At 39.7% G+C, this 23,685-nt stretch carries 12 protein-coding genes; all 12 read left to right on the forward strand.

Features of this window, described 5'->3' with window-relative positions:
• The first annotated feature begins 39 nt into the window (after positions 1-39).
• The 12 genes from ACO05G_RS15895 to ACO05G_RS15950 all read left to right on the forward strand — a co-directional run bounded on the left by ACO05G_RS15895 (position 40) and on the right by ACO05G_RS15950 (position 23,683).
• Positions 40-375 (forward strand): PadR family transcriptional regulator, encoded by a 336-nt coding sequence (locus tag ACO05G_RS15895; RefSeq protein ID WP_348282882.1) that lies wholly within the window; start codon positions 40-42, stop codon positions 373-375.
• Positions 375-3,020, forward strand: a complete 2,646-nt coding sequence (locus ACO05G_RS15900) for an ABC transporter permease (protein ID WP_421763627.1) — start codon at positions 375-377, stop codon at positions 3,018-3,020. The genes ACO05G_RS15895 and ACO05G_RS15900 overlap by 1 nt, the downstream gene beginning before the upstream one ends.
• Positions 3,013-5,583 (forward strand): ABC transporter permease, encoded by a 2,571-nt coding sequence (locus ACO05G_RS15905; RefSeq protein WP_421763628.1) that lies wholly within the window; start codon positions 3,013-3,015, stop codon positions 5,581-5,583. The genes ACO05G_RS15900 and ACO05G_RS15905 overlap by 8 nt, the downstream gene beginning before the upstream one ends.
• A complete protein-coding gene (locus tag ACO05G_RS15910) occupies positions 5,576-8,176 on the forward strand; it encodes an ABC transporter permease (protein ID WP_421763629.1) in 2,601 nt (866 codons plus the stop codon). Before ACO05G_RS15905 ends, ACO05G_RS15910 begins: the two co-directional genes overlap by 8 nt.
• 141 nt (positions 8,177-8,317) lie before the next feature.
• Positions 8,318-8,662: a PadR family transcriptional regulator gene (locus ACO05G_RS15915; protein WP_421763630.1), complete on the forward strand. Its 345-nt coding sequence runs from the start codon at positions 8,318-8,320 to the stop codon at positions 8,660-8,662.
• Entirely contained in the window at positions 8,659-11,391 is a 2,733-nt protein-coding gene (locus ACO05G_RS15920) for an ABC transporter permease (protein WP_421763631.1), read from the forward strand. Before ACO05G_RS15915 ends, ACO05G_RS15920 begins: the two co-directional genes overlap by 4 nt.
• Positions 11,392-11,607: 216 nt before the next feature.
• Entirely contained in the window at positions 11,608-11,961 is a 354-nt protein-coding gene (locus tag ACO05G_RS15925; RefSeq protein ID WP_421763632.1) for a PadR family transcriptional regulator, read from the forward strand.
• Positions 11,954-14,569 carry an FtsX-like permease family protein gene (locus ACO05G_RS15930; protein ID WP_421763633.1) on the forward strand — a complete coding sequence of 872 codons (2,616 nt, stop codon included), beginning with the start codon at positions 11,954-11,956 and terminating at the stop codon, positions 14,567-14,569. The genes ACO05G_RS15925 and ACO05G_RS15930 overlap by 8 nt, the downstream gene beginning before the upstream one ends.
• Positions 14,562-17,213 carry an ABC transporter permease gene (locus ACO05G_RS15935; protein ID WP_421763634.1) on the forward strand — a complete coding sequence of 884 codons (2,652 nt, stop codon included), beginning with the start codon at positions 14,562-14,564 and terminating at the stop codon, positions 17,211-17,213. The genes ACO05G_RS15930 and ACO05G_RS15935 overlap by 8 nt, the downstream gene beginning before the upstream one ends.
• 269 nt (positions 17,214-17,482) lie before the next feature.
• On the forward strand, positions 17,483-20,683 hold the full coding sequence (locus tag ACO05G_RS15940) for a ligand-binding sensor domain-containing protein (protein WP_421763635.1): 3,201 nt from the start codon (positions 17,483-17,485) through the stop codon (positions 20,681-20,683).
• Between the two features lie 94 nt (positions 20,684-20,777).
• Complete coding sequence (locus ACO05G_RS15945) at positions 20,778-21,110, forward strand: PadR family transcriptional regulator (RefSeq protein WP_421763636.1); 333 nt, start codon at positions 20,778-20,780, stop codon at positions 21,108-21,110.
• Positions 21,107-23,683, forward strand: coding sequence for an FtsX-like permease family protein (locus tag ACO05G_RS15950; protein WP_421763637.1), 2,577 nt, complete (start codon positions 21,107-21,109; stop codon positions 23,681-23,683). The genes ACO05G_RS15945 and ACO05G_RS15950 overlap by 4 nt, the downstream gene beginning before the upstream one ends.
• Positions 23,684-23,685 lie beyond the last annotated feature (2 nt).

A 23,685-nucleotide genomic window follows, 5' to 3' on the forward strand; every position in this document is an offset into this window, starting at 1 on the left:
TATTTATTATTACTACATTTAAGGTAAAAATGTAAAATCATGGGAAAACATCAATTGGGAGAATTTGAAGAAGTGGTCATGTTAACGGTAGCCATTCTCACCGATGAAGCGTACGGGTTCGCCATCATCGAAGAGATGGAGCAGCGCCTCAACAGAAAGGTGAGCATTGGTGCATTGCAAACGGTCCTACGAAGATTGGAAAAGAAAGGCTATCTGTCTTCGGAAATGGGAGAAGCGACTGCCGTTCGTGGTGGTAAGCGAAAGCGTTTCTTTCATCTCACATCGGCAGGGAAGAACATTCTGCAAGAAACCAAAGAACAGCGACTAGGGCTTTGGAATGCGGTTCCTGAGTTTGTAGTGAAATTCAGTCATTAATGACAAACAGGGATAATACTCCTCCACCTAAATGGTCACTTCGCTTTTTTCAATGGTTCTGCAAGCCGGACTATGTGGAAGACATAGAAGGTGATCTTTTGGAGCGTTTTGAAAAAAGGACTAATGAAAATAAAGCTGCAAAATGGCTATTCACTCTGGACGTACTAAAACTCTTTCGTCCAGGAATAATCAGACCAGTCAAAAGCGGTCAAAAACTAAATAACTACGACATGATTTCTAACTACTACAAAGTGAGTATTCGAAACATACTCCGCAACAAGACATTCTCTTTCCTCAACATCTCCGGACTAAGTGTTGGGATTGCCAGTTGTCTCCTGATTCTGATATACGTGAATAATGAGCTATCATATGACACGTACAACAGTAAGTATGAGAATATCTATCGGGTGATTCATAATTTTGGCTCTGATGATGAAAAACCTGAAGATTGGGATTCATTACCAACGAGTGAATATCAGGTATGGGGAAATGCCCCGATAGCATCTGCCATGCAGCAATTTTTCCCTGAAGTAGACAAGGTTTTTCGTTTTACGAGTGATGCGCCTTGGCTCTTTTCCTACAATGGAGTCACCTATTCAGAGTCAGATGTTCTCTTTGCTGACTCTACCGCATTTGACATATTTGACTGGAAAGTACTAGCGGGAAATCCTAAAACTGCACTGGAAAGACCAAATACGATGGTCTTAACTAAGCGACTTGCCGAGAAATACTTTGGAAACGAAAACCCCATTGGTAAGTCCATTATCATGGACAATCAAGATCCTTATGAAATAACAAGTGTAATCGAAGTACCAACCAACTCCCATTTCTCCTTCAATGCTCTCATCTCCATGAGCACCTTTAGAAATTCACGTCCACAAATTTTCGATTCATGGGGTTATGTGGATTTTTACACCTACTTCACCCTTAAGCCAGGCGCCAGTATTGAGCAATTGCGAGAAAAGACAGAAGACTTTCTTGACAAGAATTTTACAAGCGACTTTTTCTATCATATTAAATATGAACCTCTTTCAGATGCATATCTTCACTCAGATGCGGGGCGTCAGCCTGGGCCAGTGGGTAGTATGGGAAATATCTACATTTTCACATCGGTAGCCATTTTCATCTTATTAATTGCCTGTATCAACTTCATGAATCTCTCAACTGCTCGATCAGTAGAGCGTGCCAAAGAAGTGGCCATTCGTAAGACCATTGGTTCACACCGGGGTGCATTGATTTACCAATTCTTGGTAGAGGCCATCCTGGTGACATTTATTGCCTCCATGATGGCTGCCATTTTAGTGTTTTTTGGTCATTCTCTTCTTGAACAGATTTCAGGTAAAACTTTACCAATTAAATGGTTGTTCAGCGCTCAAAATGCATTCATCGCTCTAGGTGCCATACTGTTCATCGGAATTGTAGCTGGTAGCTATCCGGCTTTTGTGCTTTCCACCTTCAAACCAATTACGGTGCTGAAAGGTGCATTCAAGTCCTCATCCAAGGGTATCTGGCTTAGAAAATCATTGGTGGTTCTGCAGTTTTCTTTGTCCATCATTTTATTGGCAGGTGCCACTGTGGTTTCCTCACAATTGGACTTCCTCCAAAGACAGGATTTAGGTTTTAACTCTGAACAAGTGCTCGTTATTGATTTTGGCTATGATGGTGAAGTACAGCGAAAGCGGGAGTACCTAAAACAACAATTTTTAAATCATAAAGATGTGGAAATGGTCTCCATTTCCAGGGCTACTCCGGGTGACTTCTTCCCTAATGCAGGAACGGGAGTTGCTGATCCCGAAACAGGTGAAATCACCTATAAAGGTCCAGCTATCTATGAAGTAGATGAAGATTTTATCCCTACCTATCAGATGACCATGGTCGCAGGAAGAAACTTTTCCGGTGACTTTCCATTGGACTCTGCCAATGCCCTGATTTTAAATGAATCAGCTGCCAAACTTTATGGGTATCCGAACACACAAGACATCATTGGTCAGTCTTTTGAACAGTGGGGAAGAGAAGGTAAGGTGATTGGTGTGGTGGAAGACTTCAACTATGTCTCTTTACATGAAGAAGTGGAACCACTCTCCATTCGATTCGGAACACAGTTTAATGTCTCGGTTGTCTCCCTCAAACTAAACAGCCAGGATTATTCCAAAACCTTATCAGAGCTTGAGTCTATTTGGACAGAAATAGTTCCACACCGGCCATTTGATACTCGATTTGCCAATCAAAATTTTGATGCACAATATGAAGCGGACGAGCGATTTGGGATGATCTTCTCCGTGTTCTCTACGCTGGCCATATTTGTCGCGTGTCTTGGTCTATTTGGGCTGACAATCTACAGCACCGCTCAACGCAACAAGGAAATCGGCGTACGCAAAGTACTAGGTGCTTCCACCGGTCGCATAATAGCCCTGCTATCGAAAGACTTTATCAGGTTATATATCATAGCACTGACCATTGCCATTCCTTTTTCATGGTACCTGATGAATAATTGGTTGGATGGGTTTGCTTATCGCATACCACTAGGCTATGAAGTGTTTGCTATCTCAGCAGTCATTACGCTCATCGTGGCATTTGTTACCATGAGCTTTAAGACGGTCAGTGCAGCTCTAGCCAATCCGGTAGAATCATTGAGGGATGAATAAGCAACCACCAAAATATCCCCTTCGCTTCTTTCACTGGTTCTGTCATCCGGACTATGTAGAAGACATAGAGGGAGACCTCCTGGAGCGGTTTGAAAAACGACCATCCGGATGGCTTTTTACATGGGAGGTTCTGAAGCTCTTGCGCCCTGGAATTATTAAACCCGCCAGTAGCGGGCAAAAACTCAACTATTACGGCATGTTTAAACACAATCTACTTATTTCAATTAGAGGGTTTAAAAAACACAAAGCTTCATTTTTAATAAACCTCACGGGTCTGGCCACAGGCTTGGCCTCTGCATTTCTGATCTTTCTCTGGATCAATAATGAAAAAGCTGTTGACCATTTTAATTCCAACGATGAAAGGCTCTACAGGGTAATGAGTCATTTCCAACTTCCTAACAACAAGGTGACATGGGAATATACTTCCGGAAGAATGGCAAACTCCCTAAAAGAGGCTCATTCTGAAGTGGTGAAAAGCACACGAGTGAATAACAAGTTTTTCATCCCTAAGGGCGTGATAACAAATGGTAGCCAACACCTGGAGGTGACCGGACAGTTTGCAGATCCAACCATCTTTTCGATTATGTCTTATGATCTCATTAGTGGGGATCCCAAAACTGCCTTGATTGATAAAAATGCTGTTATAATCTCTATACCTCTTGCAGAAAAGCTTTTTGGTGATCCAAAAGCAGCCATGGGACAAAATTTTAATTGGAATTGTGAATTCTTTGATAAGCCCTTCGTTGTGACCGGCGTTTTCAATCCTCCCCCAAAAAATGCTACACGACAGTTTGAGCTAATGGTCAGCTATGAAAATTTAATTGATGCGGACCCTTGGGCCGATCATTGGAATGGTGGGTATGCGGAAACATACATAGAACTAGCTGAATGGGTAGACCCATACTCATTTAGTAAAAAGATCGCTGATCATTATAACGATAAGGTACACAATAAGAAGTTTACCATTTTCCTTCAGAAGTACTCTGATCGATACCTGTTTGGTCAGTTTGAGGATGGTGAGCTGGTAGGCGGGCGTATTGCAAATGTGAGGCTGTTCAGCTATATCGCTTTATTAATTATTCTGATTGCAGCGATAAACTTTATTAATCTATCTACTGCGCAGGCATCTATGAAGCTGAAGCAAATAGGGGTGAAAAAAGCGATGGGCGGAAACAAAAAACAGCTGGTTTTTCAGTTTTTAACAGAATCTACCCTCATGTCCCTTTTTTCAATGATAGGTGCTGTTGTTCTAGTATATTCGTTGCTCCCTTATTTTAACCAGCTGATAGATCAGTCGCTCACTTTTGCACTTCTTGATATCATCCCTACCATATTAATTGCAGCTATCAGCCTGGGTCTAATCGCAGGATTGTATCCGGCATTTTACCTTTCTTCGTTTAGACCAATCTCCATCATGAAGGGGAAACTTCCTTCCATGTCTGGAGAAAAATGGATGAGACAGGGACTCGTAATTACCCAGTTCAGTCTCTCAGTCATATTCATTATAGGAATGTTGGTTGTCAATGGGCAACTAAGCTTTATCCAGAATAAACCATTGGGTTATAATCGTGCTAATCTGCTAACCTTCGAAGGAAAAGGATCGGATAGAGTAGACCCCAACATCCTTATTTCAGAAATTGAGAAAATTCCGGGAGTAAAGAACGCTACCAGTATGGCTGGTCCATTTTTATGGGGAAATGACAATGGAAGTGGGTTCCATTGGAACGGCGATCAAGCGAACCGAAATCACTTATTTAAGTCACCAAAAATTGGTTACAACACCCTTGAAACCTTGGAGCTAAAGCTAGTAGCTGGGAGGTCCTACAATCGTGCCTTCAATGATGACAGAACCAAAGTAATCATTAATGAATCTGCCCTTCAAATGATGGGACTGGAAGAACCGATTGGTTTCAAATTGAAATACGGCGATGATGAATACCGGGAGATCATAGGTGTTGTTGAAGATTTTCAATACGGCTCACTGCATCAGCCGATTGAGCCACTTATTTTTCGATTCAGGGACTGGGGCCAAAACTACATGGTCCGTATTGATGCCGGATCAGAAATGAGAGTAATTGAGGAGATCGAAAAATTGTATAAAGAAGTCCATCCGAATTTTTCATTCGAATCGCAATTTCTGGAGGATGAATATGAGGCACTTTATGCCTCAGAGCAACGCATCGGTAGTTTGTCCGGATATTTTGCGGTCTTCGCTATTATTATTTCCTCACTAGGCTTATTGGGATTGGTCACCTTCACTACCGAGAGACGAATAAAAGAGATTGGAATCAGAAAAGTGCTTGGCTGTTCGGTTACCAGAATCGTGATGCTTTTGTCTACGGACTTTACAAAATTGGTTTTATTAGCAATCCTGATCGCCATACCACTCAGCTACTTAGGTGCACAAGAATGGCTTCAAAATTTTGCGTATCACATCGATTTGGAGTGGTGGTATTTCGCTATCGGGGCTTTGCTCGCTCTCGCGATCGCATGGCTGATCATAAGCACGAAAACAATCAAAGCAGCAACTGTCAATCCGGTTGAATCTCTAAAAGATGAATAAGCGTCCACCAAAATATCCACTCCGCTTCTTCCGCTGGTTCTGCCATCCGGACTATGTAGAGGACATAGAAGGTGATCTGTTGGAACGCTTTGAAAAACGGACTAATGGAAATAAAGCGGCTAAATGGCTGTTCACACAGGATGTCATGAGGCTGTTTCGGCCTGGTATCATCAAAAATTTTGAAGAAACTCAGCAACTCAATCAGTATGGCATGGTCAAAAATTATTTTAAAACAACCATTAGAAATCTCAGACGGCAACCACTTTATGCAGCAGTAAATATTGGTGGTCTTTCTGCTAGTATAACTTGTTTGATACTTATCATTTCCTACATCAAGCATGAATATTCCTACGATCAATTTCTTCCAAATGCAGACAGGATTTATCGGGTATATAATCATCAACCGGGAAATTATTTGGTAGATGGAGACACTTATGCTGTGACTCCTCTGCAGCTAGCATCCACAATGTCTTCAGAATTCTCAGAAGTTGATGCCGCTACGGCTTTTACCAATTTCAACGGGCTGCTTGGAAAAAGTGAAGAGTCCCTTTATTGGCAAAAGGGTGTTTTCTCAGATCGAAGTTTCTTGGATGTATTCAGATACACTTTTCTCGACGGTGATGTTGAAACAGCCCTTGATGATCCATCCAGCATTGTGATTACCCGATCATTAGCCAAAAAACTTTTCAATGAAATAAATCCAGTTGGTCAACAGCTTATGCAGGGAGATCAGTTATGCCAGGTAACTGGCGTCATAAACGATCCTCCGATCACATCCTCCATTCAATTTGATTTTGTTGTCAATGTTGAAGGTAGGGATTGGTATAAGGAACGAATGCAGCGTGAAAGGTGGCGCAGCAATGGCTATTATACTTTCTTCAGTATTGGAAAAGGTATTGATGTAACGCAGCTTGAAAATAAAATGCCAGGCCTTCTTGAGAAGTACTGGATTGACACAGAAAAATATCCTCAGAATTACCGATTTGAATCGCTCGCAAATATTCACCTTCAAACAGATCTGAATTTTGACGTTGGACTGAAAGGAGATAAAGCACAATTAAGACTTTTCTCCATTATTGCAGGCATCATTTTGCTGCTTGCCGCAGTAAATTATACCAACCTTGCCATTGCGCGATCTATCAGCAGATTCAAAGAAGTGGGTTTGAGAAAAACCATTGGTGCCAGCAGGTCACAGCTCATTTTTCAGTTTCTACTTGAGTCTGTTACACTAACATTTCTCGCACTTTTAGTCGCCTGCTTTCTAGCATGGGGTATAGCCCCTGTTTTCAGTCAGTTGCTTGATCGGCAACTGTATTTTGATACCGATCTTTTCCTTTCAATTCTGCCTGCTTTAATAGGGCTCATGCTTGTGTTAGGGATTCTTTCCGGATACTATCCGGCCCTTATTATCTCTAAACAAAAACCAGTAAAAGCATTAAAAGGAAAATCTAAAGCTCAGGGAGGAATCACTCAGAAGGTGCTAATCGTAGGTCAATATGCTATTTCAATAGCCATGATTATTTGTGCCATGGAGGCGAATCAACAATTTCAATTTATGAAATCGAAAGACCTTGGATTTCAGAAGGAGAACATTATCACTTTAAGAGTTCGAAGCAACGAAGTAAAAAATCACTACGAATCCTTAAGAAATCGATGGTTAAGTAACCCTGGGATACTGAGTGTGGCCGGATCACAAAACCTTCCGATAGACATCATTCAATCAACGATAGTCAACGACGATATTGGAGGAGATCCGGGTGATGACCTTCCCGTTTATGAAATGAGTATCGATTATGATTTTATTGATCTGTATGAAATGGAAATACTGACCGGCAGGAATTTTTCACGTGATTTTAAAGACTCTCTCAATGTCTGTATAATCAATGAGACAGCTGCCAGAGCAGCAGGGTGGACACCTGAAGAGGCTATTGGGAAGCGTTTTACAGAAGACTGGAATATCCCATATCGTGAGGTCATAGGAGTTGTGAAGGATTTTAACATTCATTCCGCACACTTTGAAATTGAACCCCTGATGATCGTGAGAACAAATCCTGACAATTATCGCTTTTTATCTTTCGAAACAGATGCAAATAACCTAGCTGAGACGATTGCCTTTCTGGATGAGACTACACGAGAGTTTTCAACCTATCCCTTCGAGGCTCAGTTTCTATCAGATACATACAATGAACTATATAAAGATGAACTAAGGCAAAGTCAAATTTTCAGTTTCTTTACTGTATTGGGTATTATCATTGCGTCGCTCGGACTCTTTGGTCTAACTACCTACTCCATTCACCTCCGGATCAAAGAGATAGGCGTGAGAAAAGTCTTGGGAGCATCAGTGGAAAGTATTGTTTCCCTTGTCTCCGTGAATTTCATAAAGCTTATCGGGTTAGGTTTTCTTATTGCATCTCCTTTTGCCTGGATTGTCATTGATCGTTGGTTAGAAAACTACACGTATCATGATGCAATTCATTGGTGGGTTTTTGCAATCTCTGGCATTCTCACCGTTTTGCTGGCTTGTATCACCATGGGCTTCCAAATCCTAAAAGCCGCACATCAAAACCCCGCTGAGATATTGAAGGATGAATAATCAACCTTGACAGACTCAAAAGCCATTTTTTAAATCCGACTTGGGGGAAGTCGAATTTTAATTTGAGTTTAAACCAACACTACAATTAGGAATTAACTCAATAATGTTCTAGAATTGCAACACTGCAATTAGGAAACAACTATGGGAAAATATCAATTAGGTGAATTTGAAGAGATCGTTTTATTGACGGTTGGAGTGTTGTTTGGAGATGCATACGGCGTTTCCATCAAACTATCAATTGAAGAAAAATTAAAGCGATCCGTCAGTGTTGGCGCGCTTCAATCTGCATTAAAGAGACTAGAGCAAAAAGGCTATATTTCTTCCAAAGAGGGAGAGTCTACTGGCGAGCGAGGTGGTAGGCCAAAACGCTATTTTCAATTGACTTCATCTGGAAAGGGTGCCATTGAGCATGCCAGAGAAGTTCGCAATCAGCTTTATAACGAAATTCCCAAGGTAGCGCTAGATCTTAAATTCACTCAATCGTGAGCGTTCAATACCCTCCCAAATTACTTATGCGTTTTTTCCGATGGTTTTGTGACCCGGAACTGGTGAGCTTCGTGGAAGGCGACCTAATCGAACTCTATCAATACAACACAAGGACTAAAAATAGATGGAAGGCCAACTGGATATTTTTTGGGGAGGTATTAAAGCTTCTACGGCCATCCCTTATCAAAAATTTCGAAGGAACTACAAAACTCAATAACTACGGAATGTTTAAGAACAATTTCAAAATCGCCTGTCGTAATGCGCTGAGACAAAAGCAATTTACTGTTCTCAATCTACTAGGGCTCACCATAGGTATAAGTACCAGCCTCCTCATTGGTCTTTATATTCATGATGAACTATCATACGATGCTTTTCATGAAAAAGGAGATCGAATCTATCGTGTAAATCAACCTTTTATTTGGGGCGACTGGGCTAGTACCATGTCCACTACAGGGCCCAATGTCGCAACAGCCTTAAGGGAAGATGCTTCAGAATTTGAAGAGGTAACTCGTCTAATGTCTCTTGGATCAATGACCGTTACCACATCTGCCAATGGAAATCAGGATAATGCCTTTAAGGAAAACAGGCTATATGCTGCAGAAGAAAATTTCTTTAAAGTTTTCACCTTCCCTTTGATGATTGGAGATTCCAAAACCGCACTACAAGACCCTCTAGCCATCTTGCTGACAAAGAAAACAATGAAGAGATATTTTGGTCTGCACGTAACTCCTTCAGACGCCATGGGACGTACCGTGGAGATCAAACAATACGATGGCTCGTGGAAATCCTTTGTCGTCAAAGGTATTCTTCAAGATGTTCCTTCTCGTTCACACATTCAATTTGATGCGCTAGTCTCCATAAAAAGTGAGTCCGAAATGATGCAGGCGCATGGCTGGAAGTGGATATGGACAGCCTTCTCTACCTACGGGTTGGTCAACGAAGGAGTGAACATCGCTTCATTGGAACATGATTTACAAGCGATACCTCCAAAATGGGCTCCCCCAACTACTGAACGTATTTTCAATCAAAGCTACGAGGAGTTTACTGCTGGCAATCCATGGAAACTGGATCTACAACCTCTAGGAGATATCTACATTTCAGGAACTCCGACAACCAATGCTTTCGGACCTATGGGCAACCCACTCTTCGTTCAACTATTCGGAGCTATCGGTCTACTGGTACTCATTCTGTCCGCAATCAATTTCATGAACTTGTCAACAGCTCGAGCAACAAACCGATCGAAAGAAGTAGGCATGAGGAAAGTAATGGGATCGAGGCGATCATCAATCATTCGACAGTTCATTTTGGAGTCCATACTATTTGTAAGTGCAGGGACCATGCTAGCGTTCATTCTGGTCAAAATGGCAATAGAACCATTCAATCATTTAGCGGACAAGCAAATTGAATTGCTGCCGTACGTAAGCAATCCAATATTATATGCAACAACAATCGCCTTCATACTAATCATGGGCTTACTGGCAGGAAGCTATCCCGCATTCTACTTATCAGCTTTTATGCCTATTGAGTCAATCAAAGGGAAAATGAAGGCCGGATTTAAGGGAAAAGGTTTTAGAAACGGGCTGGTTGTATTTCAGTTTACGATCTCAATCACTCTCATAATTTGTACATTTTTTGTTCAAAAACAGCTTTCATACACATCAAACGTAGATGTTGGATTTGCTAAAGAGCATATTTTGCAGCTACACAATGTGCAAGAATTGGGATTTGATACCGAAAAAGTAAAGAATAGACTCGCCTCAAATCCACAATTCACTGCGGTGGGAAAATCCTTTGGAATACCCCCTTATGTGTCAACCGGAGATCGATACCGAGCGGATGATCCGGAAAGTCCGGTCGTTCAACTGAGTAACCTTAGAGTGGATGAAGACTACCTCGACGTTCTCGGTTTAGAATTTTTGCGAGGAAGGAATTTTGAGGCTGATCGCGAAAATGACAAGTACAAAGTCATCCTGAATGAAGAGGCCGTTAATAAGCTAGGTTGGACGATTGAAGAGGCTGTTGGCAAATCTGTAGCTCTGGCATCTGGTGGCGAAGAAGCACATGAGGTAGTTGGAGTGGTCAAAAACTTCAATTTTCAAAGTGTCAAATCAGAAATTGATCCTTTGATACTCATCCATCATCAAAATGATCATGTTTGGGAATATGGAGCGGGACTGTCCTTTTATTCAATGCGATTAAACCCGGATGCCATTCCTACCAAAGAAGATCTGAATAAGCTATTGATTTTATTGGAAGAAGAAATGAAGCAAATCGATCCTTCTATCCCATTTGAATACAGCTTTTTGGATCAGGAATTTGATGCCACCTTTCGCTCTGAACAAAAAATGGCTACCATACTTAATCTATTTACCGTCATGGCCATGATCATTGCATGCCTTGGACTCTTTGGTCTAGCTGCTTTTTCAGCAGAACAACACACCAAAGAGCTTGGAATACGAAAAGTATTGGGTGCAAGCGTTGCAGAACTTGCCGCTTCTTTCTCAAAAGAATTCACAAGACTGGTGGTTTTAGCTATTTTATTGGCTTGTCCTATTGCCTGGTATTTTGTAAGGCAATGGTTGCAAGGCTTTGCCTATAGCACACCTATTGAAATTTGGGTATTTGTGTCAGCAATTGCTGCTGCATTATTTATAGCTATTTCAACCATCAGTTTTCAGGCTATGAGGTCAGCAAATAGAAATCCGGTTGAAACGCTGAAGGATGAGTAGATCCATATCCAATATTACAAATCATATTGGAAAATAATTTTACTACAATTAGGAATTTATAACTAAAATTTCCTTTATTCGTAAACTCTACAAATAGGAATTAATTATAAGCGTGCCACCTGCCTATCGGCAGACAGGCTTAATCCAATTATTGAGAACACGAATCGAACTAATCAAAAGGGGCAGTAAATCGCTCATTATTCAACTTTTAGACAAATGAAAAAATTTCAACTAGGTGAATTCGAAGAGATCGTAATGCTCACGGTCGCCATTCTTTATGATGATGCATATGGCGTTTCTATCAAAAAAGAAATAGAAAACCGATTGAACCGCGGCGTAAGTGTCGGGGCTTTACAGTCTGCCTTAAAAAGGCTAGAGGATAAAGATTATTTGGAATCGCATGACAAAAATGCCACACAAGAGCGGGCCGGGAGACCTAAGCGTTATTACAAAATAACAGCACTTGGTAAAGAAGCCATGGAGTACACCAAAGAGACCAGAAACTCACTTTGGGATGCCATACCATCCATTTCTTTAGATGTGAAATTTGCAAAACTCTTCAATGCATAATCCCCCAAAACTCTTTCTTCGTTTCTTTCGATGGTTTTGCCATCCTGATTTGGTCAGACCTATCGAAGGAGACCTGATGGAACTATACGAGGAGCGAATACAAAAGCTGGGGAAAAAACAAGCAGATTGGAAATTTATAAAGGATGTAATTCTGCTATTTCGAAAGGACATAATTAAGCCCACTGAGGGCACTCAAAAACTCAACTACTACGGCATGTTAAAACATAATTTTAAAATAGGGTATCGCACCTTGACTAGGAATAAGGCGCACTCCATAATCAATATTGGAGGATTGGCCATAGGTATGACAGTTGCGATTCTAATTAGCATTTGGATTTTTGATGAGCTTTCTTTCAATAAGAACCATGACAATTACGATTCCATAGCAAAGCTCTATTGCATAGAGTCCGGTTCCAAAGTAGAGGTGAGTCAAGTTCACCCTACAGGTTTGGGTACCTTACTTGAGAATGAATATGGCGATTATTTTGAGTCAATTGCATTGGTGCGGCAGAGAATTGAGAATCGAGTTATTGCTGTTGATGACAAGATATTCACTCAGGGTGGTTATTTCGTACAGCAAGCGTTTCCGGAAATGTTTTCTCTAAAAATGGTTCATGGAAGAGTACAGGACTTGGACGGGTTAAGTAGTATTTTTCTTTCACGGTCACTTTCTGAAAAATTGTTCGGGAAAGAAAATCCTTTCGGGAAGGAAGTGATAATGGATGCAAGGTGGCGGCTCACCGTCAAAGGTGTTTATGAAGACCTTCCCAGAAATTCTGAATTTGCTGACGCTACCTATTTTGCTCCACTGAATAGGTATCTGGAGGGATGGTCCTCGTTGAATGTTTGGGACAACTACAACATGCGCATTTATGTGCAAATGAAAGATGGAGTAGATGAGCGCATGGTTTCATCATTAATTGAAAAGGCAATGCTACCCCACGTTGATGAAAATACAGCGCGTCTTGAACCCACACTTTTCCTTATGCCAATGAAAGAGTGGCATTTGTACGCTCAGTTTGACAAGGGAGAACTTGTCTCAAGCAAACAACTAAAGTTCGTTTGGTTTTTTGGAATCATTGGAGTGTTCATCCTTGGTATTGCTTGTATCAATTTCGTGAACCTAAGCACGGCCAGCTCTGAGCAAAGGGCAAAAGAAATTGGTATTCGAAAAACTATGGGCTCCCACAGAAAACAATTAATTGCCCAATTTTTGACTGAATCAATGCTTTTAGTCACAATTGCTGTTACTCTCTCGCTACTACTTGTTTCATCGCTTCTTCCATACTTTAATGACATAGCGGCCAAAGAAATGACGATCATGTGGGATGATTATCGGTTTTGGTTAAGTATTCTGGCATTCATTTTTTTCACCGGTCTGTTAGCAGGAGGATATCCAGCATTGTTTCTTTCCTCATTTAATCCGGTGAACTCTTTAAAAGGAAAATCGAACGCTTCCACTCTCCTGACAGAGCTTCCAAGAAAAGTGCTGGTAGTCTTTCAGTTTACCATCTCTATTTCCTTGATTATAGGAACCACCATTGTTTACAAGCAAATATTGCTTGCCAAAAGCTTACCAGTAGGTTATAATCAGGCTAAGTTGGTCTCTTTAATCCCCAGGTCTCCTGAATATTATCAAAAGTACGATGTGCTTAAAGACGAATTGAAAAATACGGGGCTGGTTGAGAATACCGGAAGTGCCAACTATTCGGTTCTGAGTACTCTAGGTTGGAACACAGGGTTTGACTGGGACGGTAAGAACACTGACTCAAATCCAGCATTCAATACCATTAGAATCTCTCATGATTATGGAAAGACCATTGGATTAGAGTTTGTGCAGGGCAGAGATTTTAACGCTGAATTTGCCAATGAAAGTGCAAATGTGATTATCAATGAGTCTGCTCTTAGAATAATGGGTTTCCAAGACCCCATTGGTAAATCAATACAATTCAGAGAAGATTGGTTTGGGCATCCTAGTTTCCAGATCATTGGTGTAGTAAAAGATATGATAAAAGGTTCGCCATATGAGCCAACGTTTCCATCAATCATGTTCCTCTCTGACGGTGGGATGCAAAATTTTTATCTTAGGATAAAAGAAAATGTCTCTGCCAAAGAGGCGCTTCCGGTTTTAGCGGAAGTATTTGAGAAGGTTGTTCCATCGGCTCCATTTGATTATCAATTTGTTGATGATGAATACAATCGATTATTCCAGGCGGAAGAGTCAATAGGTAGATTAGCAGCTATATTGGCCATGCTGGCAATATTGATTAGTTGCCTTGGCCTTTTCGGTCTTTCATCTTTCGTAGTAGAAAAAAGATCCAAGGAGGTTGGCATTCGAAAAGTACTTGGAGCATCGGTTTTCACACTTTGGAAAATGCTCTCAAAGGATTTTCTATTGCTTGTGGTCACTGCCAGCAGCATAGCTATTCCGTTATCCTACTATTTCTTAAACAACTGGTTACAGGGATACACATTCAGAACAGAGATCAGTTGGTGGGTTTTGGGCGCAGCATGTGCAATCGCCATTTTCATAACGCTTTTGACAATCAGCCAGCAGGCATTTAAGACCGCATTTAAAAATCCAGTAGAAACATTGAAAGATGAATAAAACACCTCCTAAATATCCCCTTCGCTTCTTTCGGTGGTATTGCCATCCAGATTTGGTCAGACCTATCGAAGGAGACCTGATGGAACTATACGAGGAGCGAATACAAGAACTGGGTAAAAAACAAGCAGATAGAAAATTTATAAAGGACGTAATTCTGCTATTTCGAAAGGACATAATTAAGCCTTCTAAGGGCACTCAAAAACTCAACTATTACGGCATGTTAAAAAATCACTTTAAAATCTCACTTAGAAACCTTTTAAAGCAAAAAGGCTTTACAGCAATAAATGTGTTTGGCTTGACAGTAAGCATGGCAATAGCAATGCTTATCATACTATTCATTTTTGATCAGGACACTCAAGATGAACACAACCCAAATGCGGTCAACACCTACCGTACCATCACAGTAATTCACGATGTTGCTAAAGATATAAATCATTCTTACGGAACTTCTCCTTATGAAGTTAACCAGCTTGTTTCACTTAATGTAGAGTCAGTTAAAGCATCAACACAAATTATCAAAAAAACAGGGCTTTTGACAATCGATCAAGATGAATTTCAATTTAACGGATTATACGCATCTCGCAATTTTCTAAACTTCTTTCATTTCGATTTGGTGAAAGGAAATAAGGTTAGTGCATTAGACAATGACACCAATGTGATTATCTCGAAAGAAATGGCAAACAAAATATTTGGTGAAAGCACTGCGATTGGAAAAACGATTACCATTCAAGATTTAGGTGATTTCATTGTGTCGGGAGTGATCGATAGGACTGAGTATAAAACTCATCTTTCTTATGATATAGTCATACCAATCAGCACATTTTCAAATAAGGAGGAAAACAAAAGGTTACTTACAGACTGGGAAGAAGGTTCAAAGGTGTTTTACAACTATTTCAGGTTAAAAGAGGAAACTTCTGATCAAATTCTTGAAAACTACTTTGCCAGTTTGGATATTAAAATACCTGAAGAGAAAAAAGGCCTATATCATTTTGAAACGCAAAGACTCGATCAAATAAACCTGGGTTCGTTGATCCGAAATGAAATTGGAATTACAACGCCTAGTTTTGTTGCCTATTTTTTTGGTATTCTCGGTCTGGTTTTGATCCTCTCCGCCAGTTTTAATTACATGAATATGGCTATTGCTAGAGGCTTAAAACGAGCAAGAGAAGTTGGTGTAAGAAAAGTGCTTGGTGCTGGCAGAAGACAAGTTATTACTCAGTTTTTAATGGAAGCCCAAATTGTCATTTTCATATCACTTATCTGTGCCTTCTTATTACTTCAGGTTTTGGTTCCAATCTTTAATGACCTGAAGATTTTGCGTGATATTGATGGAGCTATTACCATGAATTTCAATAGCAACTTCAAAATCTATATTTCATTCATTTTTTTTGCAATTACCGTAGGTTTTGTGTCTGGTGTGTATCCGGCACTATACCTTTCTTCTTTCAAATCTATTTCAGTTTTGAAAGGATCTACCGGCTCAAGAAAATCTCCCTCATTCGTATTCAGAAAGGTTCTGGTATTTTTTCAGTATTCCTTTTCGGTAATATTTATTATAACCACCATCATACTGTATCAGCAGGCTAGGGTTTTTATCACCACTGATTACGGTTTTGATCATACCAATATTATAAACGTACCCAAAACAAATAATATTCCTTACGAAACATTTCGTATCGAATTGTTGAAGAACCCACAAGTAGCTGGCGTTTCTGCGGTCTCAAACCTTCCAGTTATCTCTTCCTTTGAAGATGTAGAAATAACTAATCGCTATTCCACAGATAGAAATATTAAGTCTTCTATTTTTTCCATAGATGCGTACGCACTCGATAACTTAGGTATTGAAATAATTGCAGGAAAGAATTTTTCTACTCGTCCACAAAATGAGAGCAGCAATGTTATTATTAATGAAAAAGCCATGCGCGCTCTGGGACATGAGAATGCACTTGGTGCATTAAACACAATTGTTGAAATACATTCTGTCGATAAAGACACACGTAAAATAACCTCTGAAAAAAAGAGAGTGATTGGAGTGGTGAAAGACTTCAGTTATCAATTTATCTTCGTCGAAAGTGGGGCCCTAATTATGCAGTACGAGCCAGAATCACTTTCTACTGTCAATATAAAGATTGCAGGAATTTCTCCGAAGCAGGGTGCAGAAATAATTGAATCCGTTTGGAACAAATTTGACAATAATCGCAGAATGGATTATGAAACATATTCGTACGAAATGGAAGATATAAATTCAGAATTCTCTGAGCTTGTAAATATCATTGGTATTGTTGGTTTCATTGCAATTCTAGTTGCATGCCTCGGTCAATTTAGTATGGTTATTCACCATGTAGAGCTTAAGACAAAAGAAATTGGGATTAGAAAAGTATTGGGTTGTAAACTGGCTAGCCTAATGTTCGGCCTATCCAAAGGATTCATATGGGTTATTGTCATTGCCATCGCACTATCCACACCATTGGCTGTGCTTATCAATATAGCCTGGACAAGTAAAGTATACAATGCCCCAGAAATTTCATTTTACACTATATCTATGGGTTTAGGGATTATCTTGATATTGGCATTGGGAACGATCTATATTTTTGTTTTCAAAGCAGTGCAAGCAAATCCGGTGGAGTCCCTTAAATACGAGTGAAAAAGCCAAACATAGATTTCAGCCTCACTAAGCAATAGAGAGGCTTTTTAATTCTTTACACTTAGAGATGAGTAATTAACGCTTATTTAATTCAAATTGATAATCTGTCTCTAGGTCTTCATACAAGGAGGTAAGAACTCTTAAAATCCGGTCAAGTCTTTTAAAGATGGTAGCACATGTTCATTTTTAAAAAACAAGCTTTATGCAAATGGAAGTAATGTAAACTTTTAGCTGAACTGTTTGTTTCATGGATGTTATCTTTAACTAAGATGAATCATCGACAAGCCAATACATACTCACTTGTATTAATTGGCATACTGTGCCTATTTACTGTACAAAGCTTTTGCCAGGAGTATAATACCAACATCTCCAATATTTCTGTAAAAAACGGTTTATCCCAAAACACCATTCAAGACATCCTACAAGACGATGACGGATTCCTATGGATTGGGACACAAGACGGGCTAAATAAATATGACGGGTACACATTCAAAGTCTACAAGTCCGATCCACAAAACTCAAATTCAATTCCAAATAACTTCATAAAGTGTATTGCAAAGGATAAGCAAGGCAATCTATGGATCGGTACACAAACTGGTCTTTCGAAATATGTATATAAAACAGACAGATTTCAAAATGTACCAACAACTATATTCAAAGAGATAAATAACATCTTTATAGACGATGAGAAGATCATAATTGGTACAGAAAAAGGTTTATTAAAAGCGTCTAGCCTTACTAATGCTGAGTTTAAACTAATTGAATCCACAATTAGCGAAAATCCTATTAAATCCCTTTCACTAGATAAAAATGGTAAAATATGGATAGGCAAGGATACTGGCCTCTACATGCTCTCGCCCGGATCGAACAAGCTGTACAATTTTGAATTTCTCAACAGTACACCTGTAAGATCTCTAATTCTTATAAACCAAAAAATATGGATAGGATCTGATAAAGGGCTTTTTTCATTTGATCCCGATTCTGTAAATGTCAACTCCGACAAAACTGCCTCAATCTCTGGGCTAACTAAATATCGAATGCCAAACATGGATTATCATGCCATAAGTGTATTCAAAGATCATAGAAATAGCATCTGGGTTGGGACAGAAACGAAAGGAATTTTTGAGGTTGACGAGAAGAGATCAGCACTTGTTGAGTCTAATTTCAAATCCGAGCTATTCAAGTATTCATCTGTAAATAAAATCTATGAAGATTATACTCATTGTTTGTGGGTTGGAACAGTAGAAGCCGGGCTATACCGAATAAATATTTCCAATAAGAATTTCAGACTGATTAGAACTGAAACAAGTGATGCCAATGGACTGACTAGCAATATCGTGAGAGGGCTTTTAAAAATAGACCATAGGTTGTGGATCGGAACATCGAGAGGTCTTAATTTATTCAATAGGAAAACAGCTAAGAATCAAAAGTTTGTTTACAACGAAAATGATTCCGAGTCTATAAGTAGCAACGATGTGAAGATCATGGACTACTCCACAGATGGAGCGGTTTGGGTAGGTACAAATGTTGGCCTTAATCGTCTAGATCCTAAAACCGGAACCTTTGAAAGGTATTTTGCCGAGGATGACAATCCTATCATATCTAATAACAAAATAAGAGCTGTGAAATCAATGAAAAACAGCTCAATCTGGATAGGCACGTTAGGCGGAGGTATATCGGTCATAAATAGTGCGAACAGAAAGCATATCCGAAGTTACAATACCAAAAATGGAGGTATCGGTGATGATAACGTCATGAACATCTTCGAAACAAAATCGAAAGAAATATATGCTGCTACCTATGGTGACGGTTTGTATCAACTTAATAAAAGAGTTGATGTTTTCGAAAAGGTACTTCCCGATTCCAATCTTCCTCATTTACTAACAAGCATCCACCAAAGCGATGATGATATACTCTGGATCGGCACATATGGAGATGGTTTTTATCAATTCGACCCCAAAACCAATCAATATCAACAATTTACGACTGAAAATGGCCTTAGTAATGATGTCGTCTATGCGGCAGTTCCGGATGGAAATGATGTATGGATTAGTACAAACTATGGATTAAATAAATATGATAGAAATGTCAATACCTTTCTAAGCTTCAATGAGAATGATGGAATCCAAAGTAATGAATTCAATACAAATTCTTTTTTCCAGTGCTATACGGGCGAGCTCTTTTTTGGTGGGGTAAACGGACTCACATATTTTTTCCCTGACAGCATCAAATACAATTCAAAGAAACCCCGGCTTGCCTTTACGGATCTGAAAATTTTTAATGAAACGGTGCGTCCTGGTCAGATTCTTATAGATGGAAAGCCTCCATTGATGGAAAGAGTATCTGATTCCTCACAGGTAACTCTTGCACATTTTCACAATTCTTTTTCCATTGAATTTGCGTCACTGGATTATAGTAATCCAGAAGATTCAAAATATGCCTATCAGCTTGTAGGCTTTGATGAAGATTGGATTTTTACTGATGCGGATAAGCGAAATGTTACATACACTAATCTGAACCCCGGTGAATACACTTTTATGATGAAAGCCTCCAATGGCGATGGAAAATGGAATGAACAAGCGTCCTCTCTCTTTATAACCATAGAGCCTAGTATTTGGCAAACTTTGTGGTTTAGAATATTTGGCTTGCTTGTAGGGTCTTCCATTGTAGCTCTTCTGGTGTACAGAAGGATTAATAAGGTGGAGCGACGCAAGAAATACCTTGAAACAAAAATAAAAGAACACACTAAGGAGATTTCAGAACAGAATAAGCTCCTTACCCAATCTGAACAATATCTCATCAATGAAAACAAAAAAAAGGATCAGGTTTTTTATATTCTTTCCCACAATGTGAGATCTCCGCTAACTACACTTGTTGCACTTCTTAAAAATTCCGACGAACTACCTAAATCAGATTTTGAAAGGTTTATTAGTGATTCTAGTCAACGGGTGACAGAATCTCTGCTTTCACTAGACAATGCATTTTACTGGTCTCTCATTCAGTTTGATAAACTAATGATCTATGAAGAAACGTTCGACGTATCTTCTTTAATTGATGAAAACATTAAAAAATTTAATAAAACATTCAAGCTGCATGATGTGTCAATTTTGTTTACCCCCAGTAATCATCAAGTGGCTACCGATCGACGAATGCTGTCGCTAATCATTCAAAATCAATTATTTAATTCTATCAAATTCAGCAAACCTGATAGCCAAATAAAAGTAGCGTTAGTTCGCGATCAAACGGCACTTCAAATGACCATTACATACCATGGTGAGGTACTGGATAAAAAAGACATAAATGAGCTCTTTAATAATGTGACTGAAATACATGAAATAAAGTCACAAAATGAAAAGGGCGTGGCTCTTGGCTTAATCGTAAGCTACAAGCTTGCCAAGCATCTGAAATTTAACCTTGGCCTTGAGAAGCGTCTGGAGAATAGTACACTCACACTCGAAATGCCACTTTAATAATGATGAAGGCTAACTAAAAAGGTTAAGATTTTATTTGTTTTACAACTTAAATAGAAATCATCCGTATATTTGTTTTACAAATTCAATAATAATGGGTAGAACAAATTTTTTAGGTGAGTTTGAAGAACTTATTCTGACCATGGTTTTAATCCTGGAGGACGAGGCATACGGCAACACGGTTGTTAAGGCCATCAAGGAACATCAGGGCCGTGAAGTGAATCTAAGTTCCGTTCATATAACTCTATATAGGCTAGAAGAAAAAGGATTTCTAGAATCCTACATGGGAGGCGCCACCAACGTTAGAGGTGGTAGAAAAAAGCGATTTTTTAAGATCACTAACACCGGCAAAGCACTCCTTCAGGAAATGAAAGATGCGAGGACTAACCTGTGGAAATTGGCTCCACAGCTCAATTTTTCAGCATGAAGGCTCCCCAAACACCAAAATTATTCACTCGGTTTTTCAAGTGGTATTGCAATCCCCGATTGCAGGAGTCCATCCTGGGAGATCTGGAAGAGCAATTCGATGAAGACATTCAAATATACGGACTAAAAAAAGCAAGGAGGAGATTCGCCTGGACGGTGATTCGATTCTTTAGAAAGGACATTATTAAGCCCGCCAGTGGTGCTCAAAAATTCAACTATTACGGCATGTTTAAACATAATCTACTTATCTCTCTTCGTGGATTCAAAAGACACAAGACGGTCTTTGGAATCAATCTCATTGGCCTTGTCGCCAGTTTGACCTGTGTGCTATTTAGTGTTCTTTGGGTCACTGATGAGGTGAATAAAGATCGGTTTCATGCTGATTCTGACAAATTATTTCAGGTGTATTCCAAATTCAACAACGTTAATGGGATTAGTATCTCCAGAGGTGTAAGTGGACTATTAGAACCAGAGATTGAGGCCCAGATTCCACAAGCAAACGAATCGGCCGTTTCTACAGATGTGCATGAATATACCCTAAGCGTTGATGAAAAAGGATTCAAAGTACAAGGCCGTTTTGCAGATGCTGATTACTTAAAATTATTGGACTTTCCCCTTTGGAAGGGGAATATTCAGGCACTATCAGACCCTACGAATATTCTTATCACAAAATCTCTGGCCACTAAGATGTTTGGAAAAGAAGATGTAGTCGGAGAAACCTTAAACTGGCATTTCTGGAGCACTGAAAAAACATTTCAGATTGCGGGAATATTAGAGGATGTTACACCTGCCACTTCAGAGCGATTCGAATTTATCCTTCCGTGGACCTTTTATCATGACGAACTCATCAACTATAAGGGCTGGGGTAATTTCTACGGCAGAGTATTAGTGAAGCTGGATGACCTGCATCAAAAAAGTTTAGTGGAAGAAAAATTGAATGCAATTTTTCAGGCCAACCAGGCGAATGAAAGTGTAGAGCTATTTCTTACGGGTTATGCAGACCGCTATCTACACGGAAAATACGAAAATGGTGAGCAAGCCGGAGGTAGAATCGAGTATGTAAACATGACCATCATGGTTGCTGCCTTCATTTTGCTTATTGCCTGTATCAATTTCATCAACTTATCTACAGCATTTGCTTCACTCAAAACAAAAGAAATAGGAGTAAAGAAATCTTTTGGCGCAACGAAAGGGAAGCTGGCTTTCCAGTTCTTTTTCGAGTCACTATTGCTTTCAACTCTTGCAACTGTAACTGCTATAGGGTTGGTTTTTGCCCTGCTCGAACCCTTTAATCAACTAACCGGAAAACAGCTCGATCTTGATATTTCGATGATTGGTTACTTTCTCCTATTTATCCCACTAATCGGAATTATTGCAGGTCTATACCCCGCCATTCATCTATCACGGTTAGAGGTTATTTCGGCTCTTAAAGCAAAGTTTTCTGGCAACCAACGAACCTGGGGCAGACAGGCACTTGTCTTGGTTCAATTTTCACTTTCCATCATACTCATTGTTGGAACTTTGATTGTAAGCAGGCAAATGGATTTTGCACTCAACAAAAATCTGGGATATGATAGAGACAACCTGCTTTACTTTTTAAGAGAAGGACAGCTTTTTGAAAATGGTAAAGCGTTCATTTCAGAACTTGAAAATACCACGGGAGTTTTACAGGTTTCTCAAACAGGTTTTTCTGTCAGTCCTGATATGCAAAACCGAACCGGCGGGTTGGACTGGGTTGGTAAAGGGGAAGGTCAGCAGGTTAATGTTTGGGAAAATAATGGGGATGCCAATTCTGTCGACATCTTAGGATTGGAATTAGTAGCCGGAAGAACCTTTCGGGAAGAGCTTAACAACGAAAAAGAAAGTGTCATTTTCAACGAAACTGCTATTCGAATGATAGGGCTTGAAGATCCCATTGGTAAAAAGGTGGAGCACTACACTGGCAAAAAAGAAATCATAGGAATTGTAAAGGATTTTACAACCGAATCTCTGCACAACCCCGTGGAGCCCGCTATGTTCTTCTACCGTCCCGAACGAGCACATTATGTCATGGTGAAAATCGAAAGTGGCAAAGAGCTTGAAACCATAGAACAACTAGAATCACTTTATGAAAAATTCAATCCCGGTTATCCATTTGAGCCAAAATTTATTGATCAGGATTATCAAGCCATGTATGATTCTGAAATGAGAGTTGCCAACCTATCCAGCATATTTTCTGGTTTAGCGATTATTATTTCCTGTATGGGTTTATTCGGCCTAACCATTTTCCAGGTTCAGCGAAAAGTCAAGGAAATAGGTATCAAGAAAGTACTTGGTTGTGAAAGCTGGAAGCTGGCCGTTTCAATGACTTATGATTTCACAAAAGCAGTAATCCTGTCGATAATAATCGCACTTCCTATTAGCTATTATTTTGGCTTGAGGTGGTTGGAAAGCTATGCCGAAAGTGTATCACTTTCCGTGTGGTCATTTGCTATAGCAGCTTTCACCGCCATCCTAATTGCGTGGATTACGGTTGGGTCACAGACCATAAAAGCAGCGAGTCAAAATCCAGTAAAGTCTCTAAAGGATGAGTAGAC

Source organism: Ekhidna sp., from assembly GCF_965227465.1.
Lineage (GTDB): Bacteria > Bacteroidota > Bacteroidia > Cytophagales > Cyclobacteriaceae > Ekhidna.